Source organism: Coleofasciculus sp. LEGE 07092, assembly GCF_015207375.1.
Lineage (GTDB): Bacteria > Cyanobacteriota > Cyanobacteriia > Cyanobacteriales > Coleofasciculaceae > LEGE-07092.
On record NZ_JADEWY010000059.1, the window covers coordinates 1 to 26585 of the forward strand.

The window sequence follows — 26585 nt, forward strand, 5'->3', positions numbered from 1 at the left end:
AGCCTTCACAATAGGAGTCCACAAACTTCACTGTGGGTTGAGGCTCTCTCGGCGCTATCATAGGCGGGACTTGGGTTTCAACGCTTTTTCTTGATTATACTCTTCCCAGAGTGACAAAAGAGCGATAGTGCCTTAGCGGTTAATGCCGACAACGGACAACCAATGGGATTACTCTGGGAAAAACTCTGGCATCGAGACCATGAACAAGAAGATGAGATTCTCAGCGACAAACAGAAGAAAAAACGTAAAGCGGCAGCGAGAAAACGCCCGATTGAAGAAAAAGAATCTTATAAATGGATAGAAGTCATTCAGGAAGTTGAGCAATTATTAAAATCCGCCGCCCCGGAGAGACTCGCCAAAATTATTCATGTATTTGACCGAGAAGGAGACATGGCGGAAGTCTTTGATGAAGTCAGTAAAATCTCAAATACAGGAGTAGTAGTAAGGGCAGCACATAATCGGATAATTGCAGAAGAAAACAGTCATTTAAGGGAGTGGCTACTCTCCAAACCCATCAATATGGAAGTCGCCGTGGAATTACCCAAAACCCAGAAACGACAAGAACGCATTGCGTCACTAGCCATCAGATATACACCGGTAAAGCTGCGTAATCCCGCTCGAATTCAAGGGCAAGAATATATTGAAGTCTATGGAGTTTATGCCGTTTGAGAACTTAAGTCGATTTCCCTCAATTTGTGCTATTTCACCAAAGGCTTTATTAGAGAGTTCGGCGCGGGTTAGTACACAACAACCAAAAGCAAGCGAACCTGCCTGACCTTTGGGATAAACCTGAAAGTCTACCCAATTCTATGACGTGACTGAATAGTGACAGACCAGGATAATGTCTTCGATCGCATCCTGAATCGATGTCATGTCATTCTTTCTAACCTTAATTGACCGAGAACCAAAACCTTCTGAACTCGGCATTTCTCCATGCAGCAGATTGCCAAATGTCGAGTCACGCTCAAGGGTAACTTTGTCTGTTGGGTCATTTTGGGGCGTAATTTCGTTTTGATTGTTTAGTTCGTCCTGATCTGCCGAAGGTTTAGTCACAAACAGCTCAATGGATTGGGGAGGATTGATTGTTGTATCTTTTAGCTTCAGGAAAAGCTGTATGCTATTGAACTGAATTGACTTACCCCGGAGTTGGAATGGGAATCGCTCTTGCGTCAGGTCAAGTCTCATGCTCTGGGCTGTTGCTTCGTCACTGGGGTGCAGGAATCGATACCATTGGGTGGGGAACTCGTGCTTGGCACTGAACATCCGCCACAGCCCTTCTGTCTGCTGTAAGCCCTTCAACGCATCTTTGGCTTTGTCTCCCAACAACTTTCCACCTTCACGGGCAGTGTAGTTGAGCTTGATAATGACATCTGAGATGGTGTCGAAGTCAAAGGCATTGCAGTCTTTGGGCATATCGAGCCGCCATCTGGAGATGACGCCTGCACCTTCAAAAGGCAGATAGCGTTCGTCGCGGAAGTTTAGCTCAAACATACCGCTATCATTCTGGGCAGTACTGGTGGTAATGGACTGAATTGCACCGAAGTTAGCGACGAAGCGATCGTCATCTTCTCCTTCTACATAGGGGTCTACTGGGGTACTTTTGATCCGAGTCTTGTTACTCAGCAACGTGAGCGTACAGTTGATGCTGGTGTAAGGTCCTGTAACGCAGGGGATGGTGATACTGACGTTCTTAATCCGGCGCATGTAGTGACCGGGATAATCCATATCGAAGAGTGCCTCAGGCAGCTCTACCTCGCATACACCCATCTCTTTGAGAGAGATTAGCGCCAGTGGGTTGTGCAGCACTAGGGAAATTTGCTTAGTAATCTCATATTCGCGTTTGTTCTGGTCGAGGTACGCCACCTCCATGCGCTTGAGGTCGTAGTGTAGTTTGTCACCAGCCAGGAGACCTTTTTTCAGGCTATCCCAGTAGCCAGGTTGGATGAATTTGGAATTGGTAATACCCAGTTCAAACTGATACGCTTTTTCTGTTCGCTTGGCAACGTCGAAGGCGAGTTGATAGCTCTGGAAGTACAGGGTTGAGATTTGGGACACCATCCAGTTGTAAAGCTCTTGATTGGTGAACTTTTCCCGCATGTAGGTATCGACTTCCTTGGCGTTTTCTACTTGCAGGTCGTGATTTTTCAAATCTCGCTCTGTGATCGCTAAACGGATTGCGGCAGCTATAATCTGTTTATCAATTTGGTTTAATTCCTTAGCTGCCAAATCCTCCTGTAGTTTCCAATCGTCTTGTCTTCTGTCATACCCTCCCTTAATAGAGGCTATAGTCGCTTGATAGCTTATTAGGGAAGCCACCGAACTCATAAACCGACTATGCGCTTGTAGAGATTGTCCAACATTTGAACCGCCAAACCTCACCTTTACTACTGGGCTGCTAATGCCCGAAGTGCCTATATCAAATTCAGGAATTGAGAAAGCTGTGGAGGCGGCAAGTTCAAATCCTTGTCCAATCGTTTGCAAAACATGCGCTGTTTCTAATTTTGCCAGATGAAGTTTTTCATTGGCATTTGTGTACTCTCGACTGGCGTAGTACTGGTGTCGGGTTTCAGTGACTACGCGGGATTGAATCAAGCCCTCTAGTGTTGCCTTTGCTTCCTCAATCTGCTGTTCCTTAATCTGACGAACAGCATCTAACAGCTTGATTTCATGACCGGAGCGCAGTAAGGATAGCTCCTCGGCGTCCTTTTTCTCAAGTGCTGAAAGCAATGCTGCCCCTAGCGCCTTCACGTCAGCACACAGTTCAACTGCTTTTTGCAGCACGACCTGGAAGCGATAATGGGGTAGTGGCGCGTTGAGGTCATTGAGAGCGCTGCCGATATCTATTCCTGCCGCAGCAGCCTTGACTAGAAGAGCTGGATCGATCGGTGGCTCGAAGAGCGGTAGTTCGCGAACTACGCCTTCGATGTTCATGCAATTGCGGATTTTGAACAGCCGATCAGCTACAGTATCCCAGTAACTGAGCAATTTATCATTCTTGGGAATGCAAAAGTAAAGGATTGTCCCCAGAGGATGTGGAGGTTCAGGCTTAGGAGGAGCAGCTTTATTATCCCCTGCCTGGGCAAAATCATTGATTCCCAGTGTTTTTTTCTTTGAAGGACTCGTCTTATCTTGCACTGGTGGCAATGTGTTTTCCACTTCGATAAGAGCATTGGAAAAATCATCTAGGCGATCGCGCAAACTATTGTAGGTTTCAGGTTCGCGTTTTTGGGCTTGGATGCTTTGTGGACGTGGCCCCAATATCTCAGCAGCTAAGATATAAAGCTGGGCGGCTTCGTTGATAGACTCAATCGTATCGCGGCGAAAGAGTTGGTCTCCCCAAGCGATTAGGTTATCGAGGTATTTCATGACCACAGCTTTTTGATAAGCTGTAATCCGCATTCGCGCAATTAAGTGCGGGTTAAAGGGATTATTATTCCACGCATCTATCTGATCGACTAACGAGCGCTTTTCTTTAGAATTGTCTTCATCTTCACTTAGCAGTTTCAGCAGTTTATCAATTCTCTTGGTGGCATCTTCATTGTCAACAAAGGGTTTAATTTTCCAAAAACGCTTTGTTCCAGAAACATCAGTACTGCGATTCGTAGGATCGAAGATATAGTGGAACCACCTGTGGGCTTCTTCAAACCGTTGATTCTGGCTCAAATGGTTAGCAATGAGGAAGGGTGCATGGAAGAAAAACTCCCAGTTGTAGAGTGAATAAGCTCCATCTAAGAAATCAAAGTCTTGTACGGGACGAGGAGACTTCACCGCAGATGTTGGGGCATACTCATCAAAAAATGGCGTGGAAAATTCTTGGCGATATAGCTCTTTAGTCTTTATAGGGTTGAGGGTGTAATCTAGCCCGTATAAATTGAGATGCCTGATGATCCGCCCCACAAATGGGTGATAGAACATCTCAAACAAGTACTTCTTCCCGGAAAGGGAGCTCCTAGCTATGTGAAGCTGACCATTTCTTGGAGGGTTCTGTAGTGAAAGCGCAAGTGCTGCATTTGCGTTTGAACCGACATTTGTTAATGGTGCTGCCGTTGTTGTTATTGCATTGCTATTAGTGATGGTAGGCTCTTCTACATTCTTCCTAGTGAAATTGAGAAGTATGCCACTCCCTACTGACTCTGGCAATGCGGTATTGAACCTTGTTCGGTCTAGCTGACGTTCGTGAGGTGTGACGAAGAACGTCCGGGTGTCATCCTCATAGAAGAAAGGGGCTTGAGTCATGAAATCCCGGAACTGAGAGGGGAAAGTAATTGTGAAAATTCCTGGGGTTTTCTTAAGCGTTGGGATATCCGTCCCTGAGGCTAATGCAAATCCGTTGGTGTCTACCTGACCTGAAATTAGTACAAGTTGTCGATCAGGAGATGCTTGAGTTTTTTGATTCTCAAACAACTTCATGTATTCAAAATAGCTGTAACGTGAAGTAACTATTTCTGGAAATTTAAAATTTCCAGAAATAGTTTTTGCTTGGATAGTTCCGTCACCAACTGAGAGTAAAAATTCTCCAATGATCAAAGTAAACACGTTTAAACTAACAGCGTTTATGTTAGTCACTGTGGTAAGGCAAACAGTAATTGCGAGGCTTCCTTTGATAATTCTTGAGGTAAAGCGATAAAATCTCTTTTGAGGTTCATACGTTTTAACAAATTTATTATTTACAGAAATTTTCTTCGCAGACCATTTCCCGTTCTTGTACTCACTCCAAGCCAATTGGATTTCCCAATATTTACTCGGTTTACTTCCTTCCTTTTCTAGCTTCGTTGGCTCGTTGGCTTTCTCAGTAAAGATGGGCCAGAAAAGGTATAATCGCTGATTCCACACCACTGGAATCAGATGTTCCCCTTCGATGTCCAAATCAACCCGCTCCCAAGCTGTCCAAAAGGCGGAATTTTCCCAGCGGCGATAGTAATAGATGTGAGGGATGCCGCGCGTGCGACCAAATACGTGGAGGATTTCTTCCTGGTAGTACATACCGCTGATTTCCAGGCGGGCTACCTCGTCAAGTTTCTCTAGATAACCCCGGAAAGCCTCTTCCACCGTCTCTAATGTCACTTCGTTTTGCAACAGTTCGCTTTCTAGGTCTTTGAAAAATGGGGATTTGTTATCCCGTAGTTCTGGCTCAATCCAATTTTCCGGGTAGAGGAAGACTTTACGGTTAGCTTCCCAGACGCGATACCACTTCTTCCAAGAAGTCCACTTGTCAGCGTCGTCTGTCGTCATCGTCACGTCTGGCTCTAAGTTCATCAGGCAGCGCTGGATAAACAGTTGCACTGAACTGATTGCCTGCTTGATGCGCGATGTCAGCATACAGGGAGCCATTTCGACATCGATTAGATAGTGGGCAAAAAGGTCGTTGGTATCTTTGAACTTGGCATTTGTCTGGGCATTCCCGCCCACCAGGTAAGAGACAAGTGCATTCCGTTGCTGTAGGCGTAATTTATCCCGCAGCGACGAAGCTACTTTGAGCCACTGGTCAAAGCCGTATTTCGCTTGGACAGCTAGGCGAATGCTGCGGGCTGCCTTGGCGGTAAGATCGGGGGTAAGCCACTTAAAAATTTCTTGGGCTGACACACCAAGCCGTTTGCTCATCTCCAAGCAAGCCTGAAATCGCGTCAGAGCTTCTCCATTTCGGTAATCTTCTGGGAAAGAGAGACTGATTAACCCGACGTTTTGTGTAGGTTCGTTGGGAAAATCATCAGGATGTTTAGCCAAAAGCCTCAGGTCTGATTCACTCCAGCCAGTCAGTTCGCTCAATACCTGAGCAAACGTTTGTCTGTTCTCTGCATTGAGCAATTTGAGCAAAGATGGGTTATCTAGTCGCAGGGCATCCCGCATCTTAATCAAACGCAGTAACTTTTTCAATTGCGAGAAAGACACCAAAGACACACCAGTATTCTCGAAAGACAGGGCATTCAAATTGATCAATAGCTCTGACCCGGACTCGAAAAGCCAGGGTAGCATTACAGGAGTGATGGCAAGTTTGTTGAGAATCAGAGCGATTTTCCACAAAAGTGTGAAAGTTTTGACGGCTTCTTCAAAAGCTTTGACGGCTTCTGCGGTTAACGTGTCGTCGATAAAATCCTGGTTGAGAAAAAACGCGATCGCTTTTTGGTTGGGTACGATGGGAACTATCACCAACTGCGTCAGTAAGAGTTCAGTCGCACGAACTTCCAGGTTCAACGCCTCAGCCAATGCCCGGATGATGAAATTCTGGCTTAAGTAACGGCGTAGGTAATTTAGGAGAGGTTGCAGGACACTACTAAAGCGTTGTTCTGGTTCGGTGGGCGCGTTGTTACCGATGAGCTGAACCATAGCCTGGGCAACTTCAGGGAAAGCACCAAACTGCTCGTTTATAAAAGCTTCCGCATCATTTGGCAACGGCTGATTCCCCTGAATCAACTTCATCGCTTTTTGCAGCGTCATCGCTTTTTCGGCTTCTTCACCTTCGAGGGGGAGCTTTGCTAAATTTGCTCTCGTTAATTCACCCGTTGGGTCGGGTGTCAAGGTGGTTTCAGCCGAGATTGTCTTGAGTCCATCTTGCAGCGCATTTAGAATCAAGGTAATACTATCTGTTTTTGGTGCAACTCCAACGGCTGGTGTCTCAATATGCCACAACAAATAGGTCAATTCTGACAGGCTGAAAGCCGACTCCCGGACGAACCTCACTTCCTCCACAAATCGCATTGTTTCTTGAGGGGACTGGAATGGAATACCTCCAATTAGATACCAGAACGTCAAGTATTCACGGATAGAGAGATGGAGGGATTTTGCCAGTGAGACAACACGGTATAAACCAGAGATATTGGCTAAATTTAATTGATTGGTTATTGTTGGGCTTAAAGAATAAAAGTCTTCATTGCTGATGCCCAAAGCAGCAGCAATTGGGGCGATGTACTCGGTGATATTATTTGGGGTTGCTTTGAGTTCCGTGCTCAACTCATTCAGCTCAAAAGGTTCCATATCCTCTGGAGTGGTGAAGAAGGCTTTGTTGAGAAACACTTCAGCATAGGGCGACTTGTTGATTACTTCGTCGTCAAGTTTGTAGGTGCGAGTATCGAGTTTAGTTCCCCACCAGCTCAACAAGTGGGACAACGGCACTTTTAAATCGCTCTGTAACTGCTTAATATGGAACAGTTGCACCAGAAAGTTGGGGTTCAAATTCTCTCCATTCAGGGCTTTAATTGCCCTGTCCAAATCGGGTATGCTCCAACCCAATTTCCGCTGTAGGCGAACAAAGCGTACTATTTTAAGTGCTGTCTCTTGGCTGAGATTAATAATAGATGCCTTATCAAGATCGCATTCTTGACCGCTAAATTCAATCCGGATAACTCCTTCTGGAAACTGTACTGTGCGTGGATTGATGAACGATGTAAGTAGCAATTCACGTAGTTCTTGATAGCTAAGTCCCGATTTTTCCAAGAATTTTGGTGCGTGTTTCAAGGCTTGAACCCAGTTTGAGGCTTCACCCACATCTTCGTTAGACATTCCCCACAAATTTTGTGGCTCGTTATCGAAATCAGGGTCAGCGCCAATGATGATATTCCACTCCAGTTCGGTTAGCCCTAGCGCTACCATAGCAATGTCATAAATTGACGGTCTCAATACTTCGCTATCTCCTCGATAAAATCTTTTCATTAAATCGGAGCGCTTTATCCCCAAATGCTCCAAATACACTCGCGCCTCTTCATTCCACAGATGGAAAGGCAAATTCCAGGGATACTTTTGCTGTTTGAGTATTTGGTAAGCGTTGATGTTTAGGTGTTCCGGCATGGCGCGTAACTCTTCTGCCGTGCCTTCTGTTTGATAGACTTTGTTGGTAGGCTCTATGGCGTTTTCGAGAATTTCATTTACTAGGTCTATGTAGGGTAGTGGAGTGTTGGTGTTCTGGCAGGAAAGCTTAATATTGCCAATGTCACCTCTGCGTTTGGTAAATAGCTCATTCAGTGCGGTTTTCCCTCCTTTAACAGATACGCCTGCCAAAAATTGCAAGCTATCAACAAGGTAGGCAGCAGGGCTGTAAATAGAGCAGCAGTGTTCGCAGGCACAGAAATCTGCGGAGCCAAACAAGGTCTTCCAGTTAGGAAGTTTCTGAGAAGGTTGATAGGCTATCGAGTCAATTACATTGAGAGAAATATTGTTCATCGCTGCACTGTAATCAGCGAAGAGCGCTAGTGCCGTTGCAGCAGTTTGGCTGGCGTTGTGGTAGAGAGTTAGTGCTGCTTCTGTTCCTCCAATCTGCTCGGCGTAGTTCCTGACGAAGGCACTCCGCCCCATCTCCCGGATGGCTTTGGCAGAAGTAATACCGCTTCGTCTCAAGGCTCGCACAGCAGGGTAGCGGTTAACTTCGGGGGCGATACGGAATAACCGTTCAGTCGTTTTCAGTTCTTTTCTCACACCCTGTTCATCTTCGATGCCTCTCAGAGCCTCAGGATGAGCCGCCAAATAGCGTTCAACTGGAGTTGATAACTCAAAATCTTGGTTGTTTGCAAAGAAGCGGTTTAAATCTGCTCGGTTGGCAAAAGGGCTATCGTTGTCTTTTGCTAAGCGACTGGCAAACACGGCTGTTGGCAAGGTGGTTTCCATCATTCCGACCATTGCCTTGGCATAGTTCTCAGCCTTTTCTGTCTGATTCTCGCCGGAAATGTCTGGCGATGTGCCAATTTGTTGGTTATTGATTAACTCTAGCCAATCGGCAACATCAAACCGCGCTAAGTCTCGCAGATTGTTAACCTCTGGTTTGGCTTTTAATGCTCCTACTAAGGGCAGGTAATTGTTCGTCAAAATGCCCAATTGTAGGGTGAATTGCAATTGTTCTACCGCACCGTTTTGATTGAATTCAGAGTCTTCCCGTAACCTTGACCAGAACTCCTCAACTGAGCCAGTGTGAGCTACGTAGCGAGTCAGAAATGCTACCCGTTTTTCCTGGTTCAAACCTGCAACTTCCAACAAAGCACCCAAGGAAAACTTGCCAGGAATTTCTGATTCTGATAAAGCGTATTCGACGCTGAATTCCTGGAGTCGTGCGAGAATGTTATCTAGAGACTCGCGCAGCGTTGCGGGAATGATGTTTTTATCTAAGGCATCTTCTAGAGAACGGCGCAGTACCTCTCTATCCTGGGAAAGCAAGTCGGGGAGAGTGGTGGGAAGCCCTTGGCGGAAGAATCCGTAAAACGCTGCTTCTGGTATGCCAGTTTCTGTTGCCAGCAGTGCGTCCAGAACATAAAAAGTAACCTGTTCCGGGTTTAGCTCATACTTGCAGGTCAGGAAATTGATATCTTCTTCAGTGAGTGCGGTGGCGCTAATTCCTTCTGCCCGGAGAATGGGAATGAGTTGGTTGCTTAGTTGCGTGTACTCTGATGGCCCTCTGTAGGAACCACCGACAACAAGCTGCACAGTTTCTACGGGTTTTGCCTTGCAAATGGTTGGAGAGGCAACCAGCACGTTCCCGCTTGAGTCAACAGCGCGGACAATCAGGCTGATACTACCTTGTTCGGGGCGAGGATACTCAATCTTATAGCGCCCCGCCTCATCTGGTGTTGTCATGCCCAACTGGGTTTCGCGGCGCAACCCCTTCTCGATGGCTTGTACCTGTACGCCAACAACTGGAGTGCCGTCTACCTGAACAACTTCTCCCTGAACAATGAATGACTTAGGTTGCAGTGCATCTACCGCTGCGTTGATGAGTCTGGCGGTTGCTTCATCTACGACACCCGTCGCTTCGATGCTTTGCTGTCTCTGGAATTCTTGTATAGCTAGGAAAGTGCTGTTACCAAATAAACTTTCTCTGTCTTCAATGGTGAAGCCGAGTTGGCGGAGTTCCTCTTGAAGGAGAGTGACATCTTCACCTGTCATTCTTAGGGATAAATTTCGTCCTTGAAGTTCCATGATTATCCTCCTTTATTATTTATTGGGCTAAAAACGTTTTCATAATACCTATACCAATATCTTGAGGACTACTTGCTCCACATACTCCTGGTCCTCTTCCAGGTCTTCGGCTCTCAAGTCTTCTAATAAAGGAGCCAGCCAATTCTTGTCGGATTTTGTCAAAGAGGGGTAGGGGACGGAGAACCTTAGCGGGGATGGTTAAATCGATTTCTGCAAGTGCTGGAGCATTGAACGAAATCGGTGAAGCTATTAGAACAACCTCATTGGTTGAAAGAACTTTAACAACGAGATCGGCTTTGCCTTTCTCTCGCTTGCTAAATTGCTCTGCGGAATACTGGATTTGGTAGAAGCCTTTGCGATCGGTCTGAGTTTGTCCTAAAAGTTGCTCACTGCGTAAATCAACATCGAAGGCAGAGATTAAAATGCCATCGGCAGGGTCGCCATCCGCTTGACGCACTTGTCCTTTGACAATGAATGGCGGGGCAGTCAAGGCATCTACTTCGGCGTTAATCCGTCGCGCGGTTTCTTCATCGACAATGCCGTTTGCGTCTAGTCCACGATCTCGTTGGAATCGCTGAACTGCCAAGAAAGTCATGGAGTCAAACAAGCCATTGACCCCAAGGGTGAAGCCTGGTTGATTCAGCTCCGCTTGCAAACGGCGAACGTCGTTACCGCGCATATTGGGTTGAAGATTACGTCCTTCGAGTTTCATTTTGATTATGTCCTCCTGCTGAGATTCTTCGTTCTATAGCATTCTTCGGTCTTTTGGCTGTGGCGAGGCGATGTATATGAAACTTATGTGGCTGGTTGACTCAAACTCCTTGATTTGTGAGATTTCGCGTTTATTGGGGTTCTTTGGCTCTTAAGGCGTACCGAGTTAATGAGGCCTTGGCTTTGAATTCCGTCAATTGTGGGGCTGGATCGGGGGGGAGCCTTTCTAGCACCGAAGGGCGATCCGCCTTGGTTCTCCCAGCGGACGACCCAAGCGTAGTTGTACTCAGAATCCGACTCTTCATTTTTCAAGAGAGATTGATATGTTACAAGTCCACCGCGAGTCTGATTTGCCACTTCTACTTTGGGGAAAACTTGCGTTCTCATAATTTCCTCGAATGTAGTAACATTGCTGTTAGTAGAAATTGACATTTTATAGATACCTCCCATAGATTTAAACTGCATTTATTTTGCCTATTAAATTTTGAAGTTCTGGATAACTTTTTTGTGTTTGATAGCGTTAATTTTTTGTTGACTTGCCTCTATCAGACTTACTATAGTGGGTGAGTGTGCTAATTTTTGTAAGAGTGGTCGGCACTATGGCTACCATTTCAACTCTTGAATAAGGTAAATTTATTTACTTACATTATCAACTCCCCATCAGCCGTCTTAGTATATATAGGGTGGAAGCAGTATCTCCAGATAATGATCTTTTTAAATATGTCATATCTTGTTCATTCTGTCTTTCTCTTTCACTATCAATAAAAACTCCTCTTTGACCTTCTTGAAATCTATTGCTGATTGTTTTACCATTTTTATTAATTTGCATTTCGTATGCATCATTTTGCTCATTCAGATCCCAATCATCCCATCTCTTAGTTCCTGCAACCATATAAGTTATTTGGAAATTGATTTCCTCATTCGTTTCCCAATTCACGAAATTATCAGCTCCATTTTCTGAATTAACTCTAATGTTGGTATATTTAGAAGGAAATGCAGATGAGGATTGCCCTGCTACTTCAACATTTTTAAAGTTTGATAATGCTGAAATTCTTGCTGCAAAAGAAGGCCCTGGAATTTCTTCAGAAACGCTACCTCCGCCGCCGCTTGACAAGTTAACTCCTGTTCTACAACCAAAAAAATTGGCATTGGTTCCTTCGCCATCATTTTTCCAATTGAAATCAACTTTACTCCATCCGCCTGTTACAGTCATTTGTTTTCCATCTAAGGCATCGGCAGATGTAGCAACTGTTCCAATAGGTCCATCTAGTGCACCATGAGACCATACACTAAATTCCTTTGTTTTGCCATATTGAGGACTGTAGGAGTCAACGATTTTTTTTACTTCGCCTTTTATTTTGGCTAAATCTTTTATTGGATTAACAATTACAATATCTTTAGATTTATCAAAACCTTTGCTGTTTTTAATATCCGCTTTTCTTGTATATGCTGATGCTTTAAACAGCTCATCTCCCCTTGAATTCCCCTCTGTGTAATACAGAATATAAACATCTTTCCCGTCAGGATCTGTTATCCTAATAGGGTTATTAAGAACAAAGACATAAGGGCTAATATCAAAATAGTTTTCTTTATGAGGATCAGATTTCAGCCACCTCCCCAACCAAGGCACATAATATCGCGCCCCGTGGTAATATAATCCGCTCTCCTCATCCCGCTCTTTCCTAGTATATCGATACCGCTTCAAGCTCACCTCTGCTGCTGAGCGTCCAGATCGATAAGCAGTCGTGCCATACGGATGATATTCCTCATAGGAAATCACCGCACCTACTACATCGACTTCTAAGCTAACCGAACCCAGATGATTACCCAGTTGATATCGAATAATTGGAGCTAATAAGGGGGTTTCGCTGCTATTTTCAGTGTCAACTGTTTTCGTTTCTACCAAAGCAATTCGTTGCCGATCGTCCATAACATGAAGTGTTTCTCGCTCCAACTTCAACCCATTACCGTTACGCTTGCGGTAAATTTCATAGCCACCCAGATAGATGCGTTCCTCCACCGTTGCACCATTGTGTTCGTGTACCTTCCGCACCCGCTGACCACTAGCATCGTAGATGTAATAAGCTGTGCCACCACCACCCAAATCCACCTGCTGCATCTGGTCTTTGAAATCCCACTGAATCTGCGGCAAGTGAGGCATCTTGGTCATATTGCCGTGGGCGTCATACTCGTATCTTATGGGTAACGGGACATTATCCAAGTCCCCCGGCAAGCTGGTGCTTCGCAATCGGTTGTTGTTTTCCGCGTAGTCGTAACGGCGCGTCCAACTCCCCCCATTCGCCTGGTGAATCAGGGTCAAGATGTTGCCCACCGAGTCGTACTCGTATTTCTCGCTATAGTTACGCATCGCCTGACCATCATTCGGATGCGGCAAGTTCCTGCGAGTCGAGTCGTTAAAGTCGTAGTGGGGCTTATATTCCGGCTTATGTTCGGGTAGATTATTTGCTGCCTGACCTGCGTGTTCCCGCCCATCTGCTCGTATTAGTTGATACAGCGCGTCATACTCATACTTGGTGCTGGGAGACACCACTTCGTTATTGAAGAAAATGGTCTGCTGCGCCTCGTCCCGAATCTCAGTGATATTCCCCACCGGGTCATAGGTGTAGTGCAAGTCTTGCAAACGAACCGAATCAGACACACGGGTTGTATGTAGCCGAGTCAGTCGATATGTCAGTGGGTCATAGGTATAAACTGTGCGGACACCATTGCCGTACTCAATTAACTGCCGCTGACCTTTGGCATCGTAGTCAATATTGGTCACGAAGGGAGTCCACTCAACCGCACCGCGCAACCGCACGTCCACCTGCTCTAGCAGATTAGCTTCGTTATAAATAGGTCGAGTTTCGCTGTTATCGGGAGTCGTTATACTGATGGGTCGGTTGAGAGCGTCATAAACTGTACTCGTCGTGAACGTTTCGCTTTCCAACAGAGGAGACGCAGCTGTAGCAATCTCCGACATATCAGTTAGGGCAGCCAAAGGCAACCAATCCACAGTTTGCTTATAGGATTTCGCTAACTTGCGATCGCTGCTGAGCAAATTGCCCTTAAAGTCGTATTCCTCACTCGTAACAACCCCCGCCCCGTCATAGTGCTGGTAAGCCTTCCCGCGCAGGTTGAGCGCCTCAGCATTGGGATGCGCTTCGCCGTACACAATGCGTTCTGCCAGTATCTCTGCATTATTCTCTTGTTGCACGAACAGATGAGTGGGACGCTGTAGCGCATCGTAGGTATTTCGGGTTTGATGCCCTCGGCTATTCCACCCTCGGATGGGGTTTCCAGCCACATTGTTCAACATCCAGCGCTCTCCAGCATCCATACTGTCGGAGTAGAGCTGATGACCGAGCATATCAAAGGCACTCACCTTTAACAACGGATTGCCTTGAGGGTCTTTGACAACATTACCTTGTTCATCTTTAACCAGTACGGCGTTTGCCATCACCAGGTTTTTCCGCGCATCGGTGACAAGCAGTTGATTGCCTTCAATATCCAGCCGGACGTGGGTTTCATATTTACCGAAATTCCCGTTATCCGCTACAGTCAGAAAAGGTCTGCCCAGAGTATCGAGATGGGCAACAGTTGGGGTATTGGTATGTGCTGCTGCTTTGGTCGCCGCCTCTTTTTCCGCAGACCCTAACTGACCATCTTTCCGGTTACTGTACCAGGTGGGCAGATAGTCTGCCTCATCTAAACCGCTGAAAAAACCGCCGACATCTGGGTCATCTTGGGGATTTTCCCGATCAACAGTATCGTTTACATCCCAAGTCGTTTGCTGCCAAGGGTCGAAAACGACTTTTTCATAGGTGTGATTGGGATGTAGCGTCGCGACAACCCGCCCAAGAGGGTCATAGAAAAGCGTGGAACTAACGCCTAGTTGTTTAGCAAACTCAAATTCATGAGTGTTGCTAAAAAACGGCTCGTACTGCTTGACGGGTTTCCCCTTATTATTAAAAATTGTCCAACCTGTTCCTACCCATCGCTTCTCTACAGGCGTGTCATCCACCAGTCCCGGTTCCGCTTGAATCTTGGTTTGAATTTCGCGACCAAACCCATCGGAATAAACGAAACGATGTTGTATCTTTGTTGACTCGCCCTCTGCTAAATCAGCCTCATGAACCTCTCGCACCAAAGTGTAAACCACAACTGGCTGACCGTTTTCCTGCTCATCCTCAGTTTCCTGCTTAGTGCGATAGTATGCCCACAGGTCGTAGATTAGTCGAGTAGTGGCTTTCCCTAAAATTGCCTGCGGGTTAGCCAGAGGATTCTGAATTTGCTCGAGAATAATATCCTCATCCAAGTTAGGTTCAAAATCTTCTAGAGAATCGCCTTTATTTTCCCCTTGTTTGCCCATCACGGCAGTCCCTACCACCATGCCTAAGGCATCAAAAGCAGCCTGGGAGCGATTACCATTAGCATCTGTGATTTGTCTGGGCTGCAAAACTCGGTAGTCATTCTCGACCAAGACCAGGTTCTTCAGTGGGTCTTCGGTCTGTTCTACGAGCAAAGCATATTTGTCATAGGTAATCGTGAAGGTTTGGTCGAACGGATCGATAGTCTGGACTGGCAGGTAGAACTGAGCAGCATCAAAAATTTGCCGACCCGAAGCAATCCACCAAACTCCATCCTGCAAGATATATTTACCTTCATTGGTGAGAATGTCATCGTTGACGCGACTTTCAAAAACCTGATTAATCAGTTCCGGAGTTAACGCCAGCTTGTAGCTTTCATAGGGTAAGGCAAGAGATTCAACTTGTCCCAACGGCAATGAACCCGTCAAATTATCTTTGTAATAGAGAATGCGATCGCACTCAATCAGCCGCTTTTGCAGTAAACCAGCGCTAGGTTGCATTTCGTAAGAAATTTCTGAAGCACTTTCTATTGCATCACGCAGTTCAGACAGCGAGAACAGCGTATTTCCTGAACCCAGCACCCCAGTAATCTCGTAAGTCCGAGTCTCAAACGGAACACCGATGCGGTATAATTCCCAAACATCGGGTCGATTGATGAAATTAGCTTGTATGTAAGTGATGAGCGTTTTCTCTTGTTCTGGAAAGGCAGGGTTACGCCGGGGATAGACAACTGCCGCAGATTGGGTAACATTCCCAAACCCATCCACTGCCAATGTCATCTGGTGACTAATGCGCGGGTCTTCTGGATTCCGCTCGTAGTAATAGTCAATCGTCTCGCTCTGATGAGTGAAAAACACGCCATACTGCTCATCCTGCCTCGGTTGCAGCCAGCGGATTTCATAGTTACGCTCCGAAACGCTGTAGGGATGCTGGCTTTCGGGAGAATTATCCTGTGAATAGATTTCCTGCCGTAGGACTTGCCCACGAAGCGATCGACAGGCTTCATGCTCCTCCTGAGGTGTCAAATTTTGAGGCAGAAGCGTACCATCAGGCAATGTCAATCCGAGGGGGAGAACTGTGTCTGGCAACAGTGACGCCTCGAACTCTAGATCGGTTGCTGTGGGTTCTCGATAATATTCCTGAGAAAACAATCGGGAAATGCGTTCATGCAATGTCTCCGAAGGAGAATCGCGGTCTACATACACTCCGGTGTGAAACCAGGTCTTGGTATAAACAGGCGGCATATGAAGGGCTTCCTCCAAAGCATTCGTCCCTCCTCCGGCGCTGAAGGCTGAATAGGACTCCGTATCCCACTGCTCTACAAAACCAAAGCCCCGAAACTCTCGTTCCTTACCGTCGTAATAGCCGTGGTGATAGCGGTACAGCGTGACAAATCGATTGCCCGTAATCTGGTCATAGGTCTCCACTCGCTCTACTACGTGAACTGGGAACGGTAACTTTGTAATCCAGGGTTTACCTGCAAACTTATCTTGCAAATAAAACTTCGTGGAAGGCGCATACTGCACAACCGTTTCTGCACCCAGGTTATTCACTGTCTTAATCAGCAAATGCGGCTTTTGCCCGCCCATCAGGTCGATATATCGCATCACACGTTGAGCATTACCAAGTAGAGGAGAAGACCATACCAAGCAGGCAGTCCCATTCCCCAATAAATCGATTATCGTCACTGAAGCCACATTGTCAATCGCTGGGAAATGTCTCAATGTGCGCTTCACTGCCCAACCATTACCTGACTGATTGAAATAAACCTGAACGCCTTTTCCACTTAGGTACAAAATATCTGTTGTCCCAGAGCCATCAATATCTGCCAAGACAATTCGGCGTTGATTAAAGATATCCGGTGCATCAAACCAAGGGGCATTATCCATCGTCACCTTCGCCCCAAAGCGCCCATAGCCCAGATTAGGCCAGTAACACACTTCCCCATTACGAATCCGTACAATATCCGTCAGTCCATCCCCCGACATATCCGCCAAGTGAATTGACTGGGTACTGTCGGCAAACACAACACGAGGCCCCTGCTCTTCATCCCAAGGTTGATGTACCCGTTTTGCTGCCCCAAACCCATCTTCAGCTAGAGATGGATACCAAACAAAACAATCATCTTCCGTAATCAAAATGTCGCTATGTCCATCCCCATCTAAGTCAATAAACTTTAGGTTCGGATTATCCCAATCCAGGTTGGGCAAAGACTTAAAGGCAATAAATGATTCCCAATTTTCGTCGTGAGTACGTTCATAAAAACCAGGAGTTGGACTACGTAAAGCTACCACATCAAGTTGACCATCACCAGCTAGGTCAAGAAACTGTGCGCCATTACTCAGAGCGATCGCAGGTTTGCTGGCAACCAATTCAACCGGAGCAAAACGCGCCTCTATATGTTCAGAGCCATTGGTTTTAACAGTGTTAATCGGGCTGAGATTGCGCTTATAAAACCACCCATTCCCCTGTTCCGTCAAAATTCCTGACAACCCTTCGCCATCCAAATCCACCCACTGATACCGAGTTCCATCCAAACCTTGGGGCAGATTTTCTAAACTGGCAGGCTCAACTTCACGTACTGTCTCATCAATATTAGCTTCACTGTAACTAAATTCCAGAGGGGGCAAAGATTTCTGTATATAGCCGCCTTCAGGATTTCGCTTGTAGCCCGTCTGCTTTACTGAAAGTAATAATGAGTAAATAGGATTGCGGAAATTGCTGGGGTTTTGTTCGTAGGAATAGGTAAAGTCTAGCGATCGCACTAAACAATCCTCCCCCACACCTGCTTCTTCCGGGAAGTGATGAAACATCAGCACCCGTTGGCAGAGGCGATAGGTACGAACTTCAAAGCCAGCTCGGTAGGAGGAAAAGGGGTCATTGCGAACCGACCACACTCCGGAGTCATCCGGTTTGGGGTCAGTTGAATCGTGTTCCCCGTAGTCCAACACCACTTCAAACAACCAATCCGCCTGCATCAGGTCAGGCTGCACTAGCCGGGAAACCCGATTCCCGTATTTGATTCGCTTCAGGTAGCGGTTGACTGCACGGCTTTCTGGGGTACGGTTGCGCTCGTGTGCCTGCGCTGTATCCACACCCTCCGAATTTTCTGCCTTGTATTCGTAGTGGATGGCATTGCCTTTATCGTCGTAACTCTCGCAGATCAGCCAGCTAAAGATTTGCGTCGGATCATCTGGATTAGCAATACGGCTTTCGGCGGTTTTGCCGTAAAGTGTCGTGATATTGTCTTTAGAAATGGAACGCCAGTGAGTCTCTCCCGAATCCAGTTTTGTCCAGCGTTCAATTCGGGCAAACAATCCTTCAATCCGGGGACGGTATTTGCGAATGCGGTATCCATCCCGCAGCGTTTCATCAACCGTACCATCTGATTTCAGCAGTGGCACCAGGTCTTCTGCCCCAGAGAGAATGAAGACAGACGCTCGAAGACTCGCTAACGCTTCGCTATCGGACTCCTCAGCATCGCCGTATCGGGGCAAGCCTTTATCCGTTTTGCGTGTGATGGAAGGCAGTGACAGACTCCAACCCAAACCAAATATCTCGTTGCCTGCCCCAGAGTCATAGGAAAGAGAAAGTTGTGGAGCAAACCCAGATCGACCGGGGCTGGTGGCAATGGGTACACTCATAGCGCCAGTTCCAGTCACGGGGTTAGCTGCAAACTTCTCACCCATACCTTTGATTGCGCCTCCCCCCTTGGGCAGTGACAGAGCAGGTGGCGGTGAAAAGTAGCTATTGCCTGCTGCTGTTCCGTTACTGTTACTCCGTCCCAAGCTGGAAGAATGCTGATCTACAGGAGAGGATTGTTCGTTCATAAGGCGCACTTGCTGAGGGCAAACCGTGTGAAGTTTAGGGGGGCGCTGACCGGAACTATTCAGTTATAAAGAAGAGCCATGCAAGATTCTCCAATCCCTACACTAGTTCAATGTATATTCCGGAGGAAATTCAAAAAATAAAACAAACCGTAGGAGCAACCCCAGTGTCTTGTCTGAGTCCAGCGATGGCTAACAATTACCTTGCTTGAAGATACAGTAAATTGATTGGCAGGTGATAGAGCTGCTACAAATCTTAAGACTTACGCAAATACACCAGATATAGCGTAGAGTCAAATTCCCTTTCTGTCGTTCTTCTCTTGACCAACGAGTGGTTTTCAATCTTCTTGTATTTTTCTACTCCTCCGCTATCATCTACTAAGCGATTCCGTTTCAAAGGACAGTAATAAATTTTGCCAAGCTTCTCGATTAAAGCCATCAGGGTCTGAGCTGCATACCAACTATCCATATCTAGTTGAATAAGATGTTCAACGTTATCCCCTAGTAGTCAAGGAGTTAGTTTTTCTCCTCTGAGATAGCGATTGATTGTGTCGTGACTAAAAAGTTGCAGATGCTCAACTAAATTTGTCAGAGTGTAGTTCGTCTTGCCGATTAAGTAGAGGCTCAACCCACGCCTTGGTTTGAGCAGGTTGGTCAGGGTAATCTGTTTGCCCGATGTGGCTGAAGTCACGACTCAGTTGATGACCCGCACAAATTTCACAAAGGACAAGCGAACCCACAAATGAGCGAACCGTGAGGAACGCCTTCACACCCCAATTTCACAATAAGTTACTAAAGTGAAATATTTCCCAAGAGTGTTATCGCTTGGAGTACTTGAGCAGAGTATGATAAGCGTGCGGGGGGTGGAGATGAACAAGCTTGCAACACAAACAGCCTTTTCAGCTACTGAGCAATTAGTTTCTTTGTGGCTGCACGGCAAAAGTGTCCGCACTTCTGAGTATTACCGCCTCTATGCCATGCGCTTTATCTCCTTTGTGGGAAAGCCCCTGCACTTGGTAACGCTGGCAGAAGTCCAGGGATTTGCGGCTTCTTTAGAAGAGCAGGGTCTTGCTAAAAGTACTCAGCGTACCATTATGGCGGCTGTCCGCTCCCTGATTTCCTTTGGCAACAAAAGCGAGGTATTACCCCGAAATGTTGGAGCGTTAGTCGAACTTCCTGAAGCACCAGATACCCTCAACGAACGGCTGTTAACGGAGTTAGAAGTTCAAACGATGATTGCCCTGGAGACGAACCCGAGAAATCGAGCAATCTTGAGGCTATTGTACCTAGGCGGATTACGCGCTTCTGAACTGTGTCAGTTGACGTGGAACAATTTACAGCTTCGGGGCAATAGCGGACAAGTCACCGTCCTGGGTAAAGGTTCCAAGACTCGCAGTATTTTGCTTCCCGCGTCCTTGTGGGTAGAACTCATGCAACTTAGAGGAGATGCGACTCCTAATGAACCCGTGTTCCGCTCTCGCAAGGGCAGCCACTCCGGTCACTTGACGCGGGAACGGGTGCATCAGATTGTCAAAGCCGCAGGTAAACGACCTGGAATCAAGGGCAACGTTTCACCCCACTGGTTGCGCCATGCCCATGCAACTCATGCTCTGGAACGGGGAGCAAAAATCCATCTCGTTGCTGAAACTTTGGGGCATTCCAGCGTCGCCATTACCAGCCGCTATCTCCATGCCCGTCCGGAAGATAGTTCCAGCCTGTACTTACCGGGATGAGGGCGCACGCTCCTGTTTCTCTGAAAAACTGACCGTTCAGATTCTGAGAGTGCGATCGCTTCACCTCAACCCTACAAACTTTAACAGCCAACCGCTAGTCCTGACATCAAGTTAAGCACATCTACACTGATGAAGCTTGAATACACAATTTATTCTTTTGTCAATTATTTTGACTAGACGGGCGCTCTAGAAATGCTGAATGAGTGCGCCAATTCGTTTCATCACCCGCAGGACTTCATACAACTCATTTTGAGGACGGGCAAAGATAGAAAAATCCGTTGACAAGTCGTACTGAGCAACAGGTTCCTTAACTAACTTAATAAACATAAAACTGTCGCCATTCGTCACTAAGCCAAAAGTCGGTCGCTCTGGATAAGGATTTGCCATCATGTAAGCTAGAGCTTGGGGAATAGCAACTGAGAAAGAAAATTTGGTTTGTTTAGATTCAACCAATGCTAACCAAAACTGATTTTGTAAAACGAGCGCATCAATCCATCCTCTGTAGATTTCCTCTCGTTCTTCAACCGCAATCTCAACCGACTTTTCACCCCGCAGCTTATAAGGAGGGTCGCAGAAACCTGCTAAATATAATAGTGGGGAAACTAACAGCAAATTGACCGTAGCCTCTGTCATGGCTCCATCCGCACTGTTGTACAGGTAGCTATTCTTAACCCGGTCTAACGTTTCCCGTTCCCCTTGAGAAACTTCCGGCAGAGTTTCCTGCCACTCCGAGAAAAACTGGAGGTCAGGCGTCCGGCTCAAATTGAACTGGGATTGGGCTTCATTAATGGAAGTGATTACTTCAGTAACGGCTAGGGTTGTACTCATGATTACAAACTATACTCTGCTTCTATTGTCCAACTCTTACGCTCAGACAATAGCTCATAAAATCCCAAATATAAAATCAAACAAAGCTTGATTAATCTTTGCTGCAATAACCGCATCTGGTCGCGCAACATCATGGAAAACTGCTATCAATTTTATTTGATTATCCACTCACTTATTTTTCCTAAAATCCTTAAGGAGTAAGACTTACAGCCTATTTAATCTCTCCCCACCCCATTGCTACCTTGATAGCAAACTATCAAGCTACTGGAGGCTTACCGTACTTGGAGAACAGGTCGTTGACCGCCTCAATCAAAAGGTCGTGAACAGGTTTACCCAGGTCTGCCGCTAAATGTTTGAGCTGTTTCCAAGCGCCGATAGAGAGGCGCAACGTCTGACCTTTTCGTTGCTCAGTAGATTTATCCTCATTAGCGGATGCCGACGGCACGGCAGCGGTGGGTGTACTGCCTTTCTTGAGGGTGACATTTGCCAGACTGGGTGCTTTCTTCGCCATGTTTAGCTTTCTACTCCTGTAAGTTGAGATGAGATCCACTGCCAGCTTTTGCGAATTTCGGTCGCGGCTTTTCCCTTACGCTCGATTTCACCAGCGACACGACCATCAATCATGGCTCGACAAAAAATGAGCCGATTGAAAATAGGCACCGGACAGATAGGTAGACTGTAGTTGGTTAGAGCTGTCTTAGCTTCATCTGTGATAGTCGAGCTGGGAGGTGCTTGGTTGAGAACGATGACCGCAGGCAATCCAATCCCTTCTGCCAGTTCAATACTGGCGCTAATAGATTCTAAGTCCAGCACAGAAGGTCGAACTGGGATAACCACCAAATCAGAAACCCGTGCAGCATGAACGGCGAGATTATTAATGTCGGGTACTGTGTCAACGATGACGAAGTTTATCCCGTCTGCACGACAGGCTTCAATGTGGTCTTTGATCGTTTTCGTGTTGGATTGAATCAGCAGCGGTGTTTCTGCTTCTCGCTTGTTGTACCAGGATGAGCAAGACCCCTGCGGGTCGGTATCAATGAGGACAACCCGGTTGCCCTTGGTTTTCTGAGCTTCAACACCCCAGTGAACGGTGAGGGTTGATTTGCCGGAGCCTCCCTTACGGGATAACAGGCTAATGACTTTCATTTGCTACCTTACTAGTTTGCTACCTTGCTAGTTTGATAGCAAACTATGAATGCTATTCTAGCTCGGTTCTGACTAAAAAACCATAGTTTTACAAAGCTACTGGAACTATTGCTATATAAATAGCTTGCTAGTTTGATAGCAAAGTAGCCGTTAAGTACCTCCAAAATCCCGGTGTAGCGTAAAGCCGGAATACGCACACAATAGGACACGATGTAAAGAAACATCGGTTAGAGGCTATTGGCATCAAAACATCAGTGTCATCCCCTCCTCAAAAAGTTAGTGGCACAACATCCAAATCAGTAAAGCCATTCTGGGTTCATTGTTGACCTCAACCGTTGATAAACTGCCCTATGCCGTTAAAACGACGGTCGCTTTACCTTCACGGAAGATGAGGAAGCGATCGCACCTCTTCAATACCGTGAATAGGGACGTTTTGCCCGTTCTCGACGCGAAACAGCCAGAAGTTTTGTTGAGGTGGGTTGGGAACTGATTCAAGTATCGCTTCCAGCCATTCAACACGCAGATCTAGGTGTGCTCCTACGATTCGCTGGATCAAGTAGGAACGCCCCACCACAAGGTTATCCACGTTCTGCTGTGTTTCAAGTTCGGGGGTAGGGAGTGATTTCAGGTGATTCAGAAAGTCACTCATCTCCTCATCGGTCAGTAGTTGACGCGATCGCTTACCGTAGGTTTGCTCCAGATAATCCCGTCCCGTAGATTTGTCCCATCCCAGTCGCCGCATCTCTATATCGATTTCCTCTGTGATGGATTCGTAGGTGTGGATAGGTTTGGGTGATGGTGCGATTACTTTTTCTGCCCCTACCTGTGCCACTTCTTCCTCCGCTGCTGATTCAGAGTGTGCCACTTCGGAGATCGCTATCGCCTCTTCAGAGCTGCTTAATGCTTGAGTGATAGAGTTGGTATTTTCCTCAACGGTCACGGGTGACAGTTTATTGTCAGCGACGATTGAAACCGTTGGTTTTACCACCATTTCGGAGTCCGTCACTCTGTCACTGAGATGTGTCGATTCTGGCTTGAAACTTCGGCTTCGCTCAGTTTCAGCACTCCCGCAAGCCGAACCATCGGGAGTTAAAGGCGGTAGGGCTAGAGTCGCTACGAATTTGATCTGACGACCTTTTCGGATTACAGTCCCCTTACCCATCTGTTCCAACCTGGTAAACAAATCGGCAGTATAGGCACCAACCGGACGCCGGGAATCCTTGGCACGGTATTGGATAGCTTTTATCTCACGGTAAGCATCACGGGTGCTAATGCCCTCTGGATGCCGTGTGATGGCTTTATCCCAGATTTGCAGCAGAATAGCGCTGATGTCGTCTGTGTCAGCGGCTGTCGTCTGTACGATGTGGAATGTTGAGCGATAGTATTGGGCAAACAGTACAGCCCTCTCTAGGGTGTCCTTTTGCAGCGTCCACAGGGGACGAGTGCGATCGTGGTAGCATTCAATCAGATGAAGTCCTAAAGCGATTCTGAGGAGTTGAGCCGGTAATTTAAACATCCAAGCCCGGATAGCAGGCATGGAGGTATTGAAAGCTTGCTCACCAATCACCTCATAAAGCTTGTCGTAGTATTGATCTGCCTCAATGGATAACTTGATTTTGCCTTCAGGCAGAGTATCCAGCCACTCGTAAAGGAAAGGCAGTTTCTCACTTAAAAGGCAGAACCCTTTTACCCGTTTCGGCTTTTGGGGCTTCATCGTAGCAAACAGGAACCGAGCCTGCAACCCTTGGGGGTCATTTGGGTCTTTGAAGGCTTTTTGGAAAATTCCCGGCTGGAGTCCACCCGCTATACTTAGGCGAGTCGTATTCGTAAAATAGCTGTCGTCTTGATTAACGCGGTCAACTTGGTTGCTACCCCCATCCCAGGATGCCAAGAGGCAGCTAATAGCTTCGCTTTCTCCCTTGTTGAACTGATTAAAGGACTGAAACATCCCCACCAGCTCATCCCTTGCCCATAACGAGCCGTTTAGCCCTTGCTCCGACTGCCGTTTCATGACAGCCTGAATGGTGGCGATATCAAACAAATATTTCCGCTCAACGGGCTTGGGAGGCTTCTTGCCTTTCCCTTTCTCCTGGTTCGCAATCGTTTCTTCCCATTCTTCCAACTCCGCCTGGAATCGCTCCCTGGCGCTTTGTTGTAGCTGTTTCATAGGGCTGGTGACTAGATTCTCAGCCCTTGTCTTTCCTGCACCGGATTCGGCAACGAGGGCAGTCCAGGCGATCGCGGGAATGAAGTGGCTGCCGACATCCAGGTTTACCCGTTTGCCTGCGAGTGAAAGTACCGCCGGGAAAAGATACTGCCAGATGCCGATGGGGTCGATATTAAGAATGGAGGCATCGTGCAAAATGTCATCTGCCATTGAGGGCAGTGCCTTATGGAAGTTGAGTTCTGCGTTGTGCCAGTCAATTAGCGCCCGTAGCCTGATTTCATCTTCCGGCTGCACTTCATCAAGTTGGGTCTTAATTCCATTCACCAAGGCATAGAAGGCTTGCTTGTTGTTCAACTCAGATTTTACCCTGAGAGTCTCAAGTTTGTGAATTTCCATCCAGTCGGGAAACCCGGTTTTCAGGATTTCGGTGACAGTAGCGACAGTAGCTGCAATGCCTATGATGTCTAGGTTGTGGTCGTCAATGTTAATCCGACTGTCACCCATGACAGCTCCATTCTGGATGACGCGATCGCTCTGTTTCTTTTTATCAGAAAAACTAGCTGACTTCTCAAACGGACTCCGCCATCCATCCTGCTTTGCCATCTGTCCCAACGTCCCGATTGTTATCTTTCCAAAGCTGCTATTTCCAGAGCTGCTAAATGATTTCCATTTCTTCTCACACTCACCTGGCTTATACTTGGGTGAGGAGCGTGACCAAGCATCCCACTCGGTAAGTAGGCTGTCATCAATGCTATGCAATGCCATGCCCACGGCAAGCCAATCATCGTAATCATCGGCACGGTAGGAGTTAAGGGCATTAAGGTAGCTTAATGCCCAATCAATAGCCGTCCACTGTTCATTCGTTCGGGATATAGGGGTGTAAGTCGGTGCAGGTATGCTGATTGGTTCTGGCTCCGGATCGAACAGCATCTGCTCAATAACCCAATCGGGCGCGTAGGCAATTTTAGTGATATCAAAAAATTCACAGTCGAAGTACTGGTAGCTTCCTGTCAGCGGATGAACGGATGGAGGCAGAACGGCTTGTCTTCCTAGCCAAAGCAGCTCAACGTGTTCCGGCTTTCCGTCTTCTCCCAGTTCCCCGGTGGGGATTTTCTTGGTTCTTAGGTATGGAGCGTATTCGGAGGTAACGTAGAAAATTAGGTGGCAGCGGTCAGGGCGTCCTGATGTGGTTTTGACTGTTTCAGGAATATCGCCCCCGGACAGCTCCTCAATTTTCCGCTTGGCAGATGTCCCGTCTTGGTCAACGATGAGCAGATACCGCTTTTCCCCATTAACAGTAATTGGGCGTCCTGGCATCAGTCCGTATCCTTGAGGATAGAAGTGGTACTTTTTCCCAGAAGAATTCTCTAACTCAATGCCGTGTGCGATCGCGTGTTCAACTTCTGCTTTAGTGTAAGGTCTATTTTGCCAGTCTCTTCCTTGGGGTGCCTTTTTCCCGTTGAGCAGACATAGGGGGATATCATCAGGCAGTAGGTCTAGTCCCTTAATGAGTCGCTGTTGGAGGGCTGATAAAGTTTTCGTAGGTTGTCTTTTGGCTTGCTCTTGGTCTATGGATGGGTTTGAGTTGCGAGTAAACATTGTTAATAACTCCTGCGGCTTGTTTTCGAGGGTGTGCCGTGGAGGTTTCCACCAAGCTAGGACTTTGTGTGCTGGAAGTTAATGGGTCGAGAGTGACGTGGTAGGGGGGACTTGGTAAAGGCGAGAGATTTACTGAACCCGTCCCTATTTCTTGCCTTCCTGTTTCCGGTTGTCCGTTCCCTGTTAATTCCTTCTTGATAAAGTGCCAGATGCTTGAAACTGCCGAGGTGCCTGCTGTTAAAAAAAATCTAAAAAATTGTCCTAGGAACTCTTGTTGTTTAGTGCCAAGGCATCTAAACTAATAAGATGA

10 protein-coding genes are annotated in these 26585 nt (G+C 46.9%); 2 read left to right on the forward strand and 8 right to left on the reverse strand.

Features of this window, described 5'->3' with window-relative positions; genetic code table 11:
• Positions 1-162: 162 nt before the first annotated feature.
• The gene (locus IQ257_RS15420; RefSeq protein WP_193877653.1) at positions 163-669 is read left to right on the forward strand and encodes a hypothetical protein; all 507 of its coding nucleotides are present in this window, start codon (positions 163-165) and stop codon (positions 667-669) included.
• Positions 670-807: 138 nt separating this feature from the next.
• On the opposite strand, the gene IQ257_RS15425 is transcribed toward IQ257_RS15420, so the two are convergent.
• The 4 genes from IQ257_RS15425 to IQ257_RS31540 all read right to left on the reverse strand — a co-directional run bounded on the left by IQ257_RS15425 (position 808) and on the right by IQ257_RS31540 (position 19493).
• Positions 808-9897 (reverse strand): neuraminidase-like domain-containing protein, encoded by a 9090-nt coding sequence (locus IQ257_RS15425; protein ID WP_193877655.1) that lies wholly within the window; start codon positions 9895-9897, stop codon positions 808-810.
• A 19-nt stretch (positions 9898-9916) separates the two neighbouring features.
• Complete coding sequence (locus IQ257_RS15430; protein WP_193877657.1) at positions 9917-10609, reverse strand: peptidoglycan-binding domain-containing protein; 693 nt, start codon at positions 10607-10609, stop codon at positions 9917-9919.
• A gap of 648 nt (positions 10610-11257) precedes the next feature.
• Positions 11258-18805 carry a SpvB/TcaC N-terminal domain-containing protein gene (locus IQ257_RS15435; RefSeq protein ID WP_193877659.1) on the reverse strand — a complete coding sequence of 2516 codons (7548 nt, stop codon included), beginning with the start codon at positions 18803-18805 and terminating at the stop codon, positions 11258-11260.
• Positions 18806-19310: 505 nt separating this feature from the next.
• Complete coding sequence (locus IQ257_RS31540) at positions 19311-19493, reverse strand: hypothetical protein (RefSeq protein ID WP_193877661.1); 183 nt, start codon at positions 19491-19493, stop codon at positions 19311-19313.
• A gap of 178 nt (positions 19494-19671) precedes the next feature.
• Between IQ257_RS31540 and IQ257_RS15450 the strand changes: the two genes are divergently transcribed.
• Positions 19672-20535: a tyrosine-type recombinase/integrase gene (locus IQ257_RS15450; protein WP_193933105.1), complete on the forward strand. Its 864-nt coding sequence runs from the start codon at positions 19672-19674 to the stop codon at positions 20533-20535.
• A 186-nt stretch (positions 20536-20721) separates the two neighbouring features.
• Here IQ257_RS15450 and IQ257_RS15455 read toward each other — a convergent pair whose 3' ends face one another.
• From IQ257_RS15455 to IQ257_RS15470, 4 genes are all read right to left on the reverse strand, one after another.
• Positions 20722-21363: a type I restriction endonuclease subunit R gene (locus IQ257_RS15455; RefSeq protein ID WP_193878463.1), complete on the reverse strand. Its 642-nt coding sequence runs from the start codon at positions 21361-21363 to the stop codon at positions 20722-20724.
• A 256-nt stretch (positions 21364-21619) separates the two neighbouring features.
• Complete coding sequence (locus IQ257_RS15460) at positions 21620-21874, reverse strand: ribbon-helix-helix domain-containing protein (protein ID WP_193878461.1); 255 nt, start codon at positions 21872-21874, stop codon at positions 21620-21622.
• 2 nt (positions 21875-21876) lie between these two features.
• Positions 21877-22509: a ParA family protein gene (locus IQ257_RS15465; RefSeq protein ID WP_193878459.1), complete on the reverse strand. Its 633-nt coding sequence runs from the start codon at positions 22507-22509 to the stop codon at positions 21877-21879.
• A gap of 379 nt (positions 22510-22888) precedes the next feature.
• On the reverse strand, positions 22889-26275 hold the full coding sequence (locus tag IQ257_RS15470) for a DUF3987 domain-containing protein (protein WP_193878457.1): 3387 nt from the start codon (positions 26273-26275) through the stop codon (positions 22889-22891).
• Between the last annotated feature and the right edge of the window lie 310 nt (positions 26276-26585).

Excerpts from the sequence above, each read along its gene's own strand:
- IQ257_RS15420 (WP_193877653.1), top strand. The coding sequence starts at position 163 with ATGGGATTACTCTGGGAAAAACTCTGGCATCGAGACCATGAACAAGAA.
- IQ257_RS15430 (WP_193877657.1), bottom strand. The coding sequence starts at position 10,609 with ATGAAACTCGAAGGACGTAATCTTCAACCCAATATGCGCGGTAACGAC.
- IQ257_RS15450 (WP_193933105.1), top strand. The coding sequence starts at position 19,672 with ATGAACAAGCTTGCAACACAAACAGCCTTTTCAGCTACTGAGCAATTA.
- IQ257_RS15470 (WP_193878457.1), bottom strand. The coding sequence starts at position 26,275 with ATGTTTACTCGCAACTCAAACCCATCCATAGACCAAGAGCAAGCCAAA.
- IQ257_RS15465 (WP_193878459.1), bottom strand. The coding sequence starts at position 22,509 with ATGAAAGTCATTAGCCTGTTATCCCGTAAGGGAGGCTCCGGCAAATCA.
- IQ257_RS15455 (WP_193878463.1), bottom strand. The coding sequence starts at position 21,363 with ATGAGTACAACCCTAGCCGTTACTGAAGTAATCACTTCCATTAATGAA.
- IQ257_RS15460 (WP_193878461.1), bottom strand. The coding sequence starts at position 21,874 with ATGGCGAAGAAAGCACCCAGTCTGGCAAATGTCACCCTCAAGAAAGGC.
- IQ257_RS15435 (WP_193877659.1), bottom strand. The coding sequence starts at position 18,805 with ATGAACGAACAATCCTCTCCTGTAGATCAGCATTCTTCCAGCTTGGGA.
- IQ257_RS15425 (WP_193877655.1), bottom strand. The coding sequence starts at position 9,897 with ATGGAACTTCAAGGACGAAATTTATCCCTAAGAATGACAGGTGAAGAT.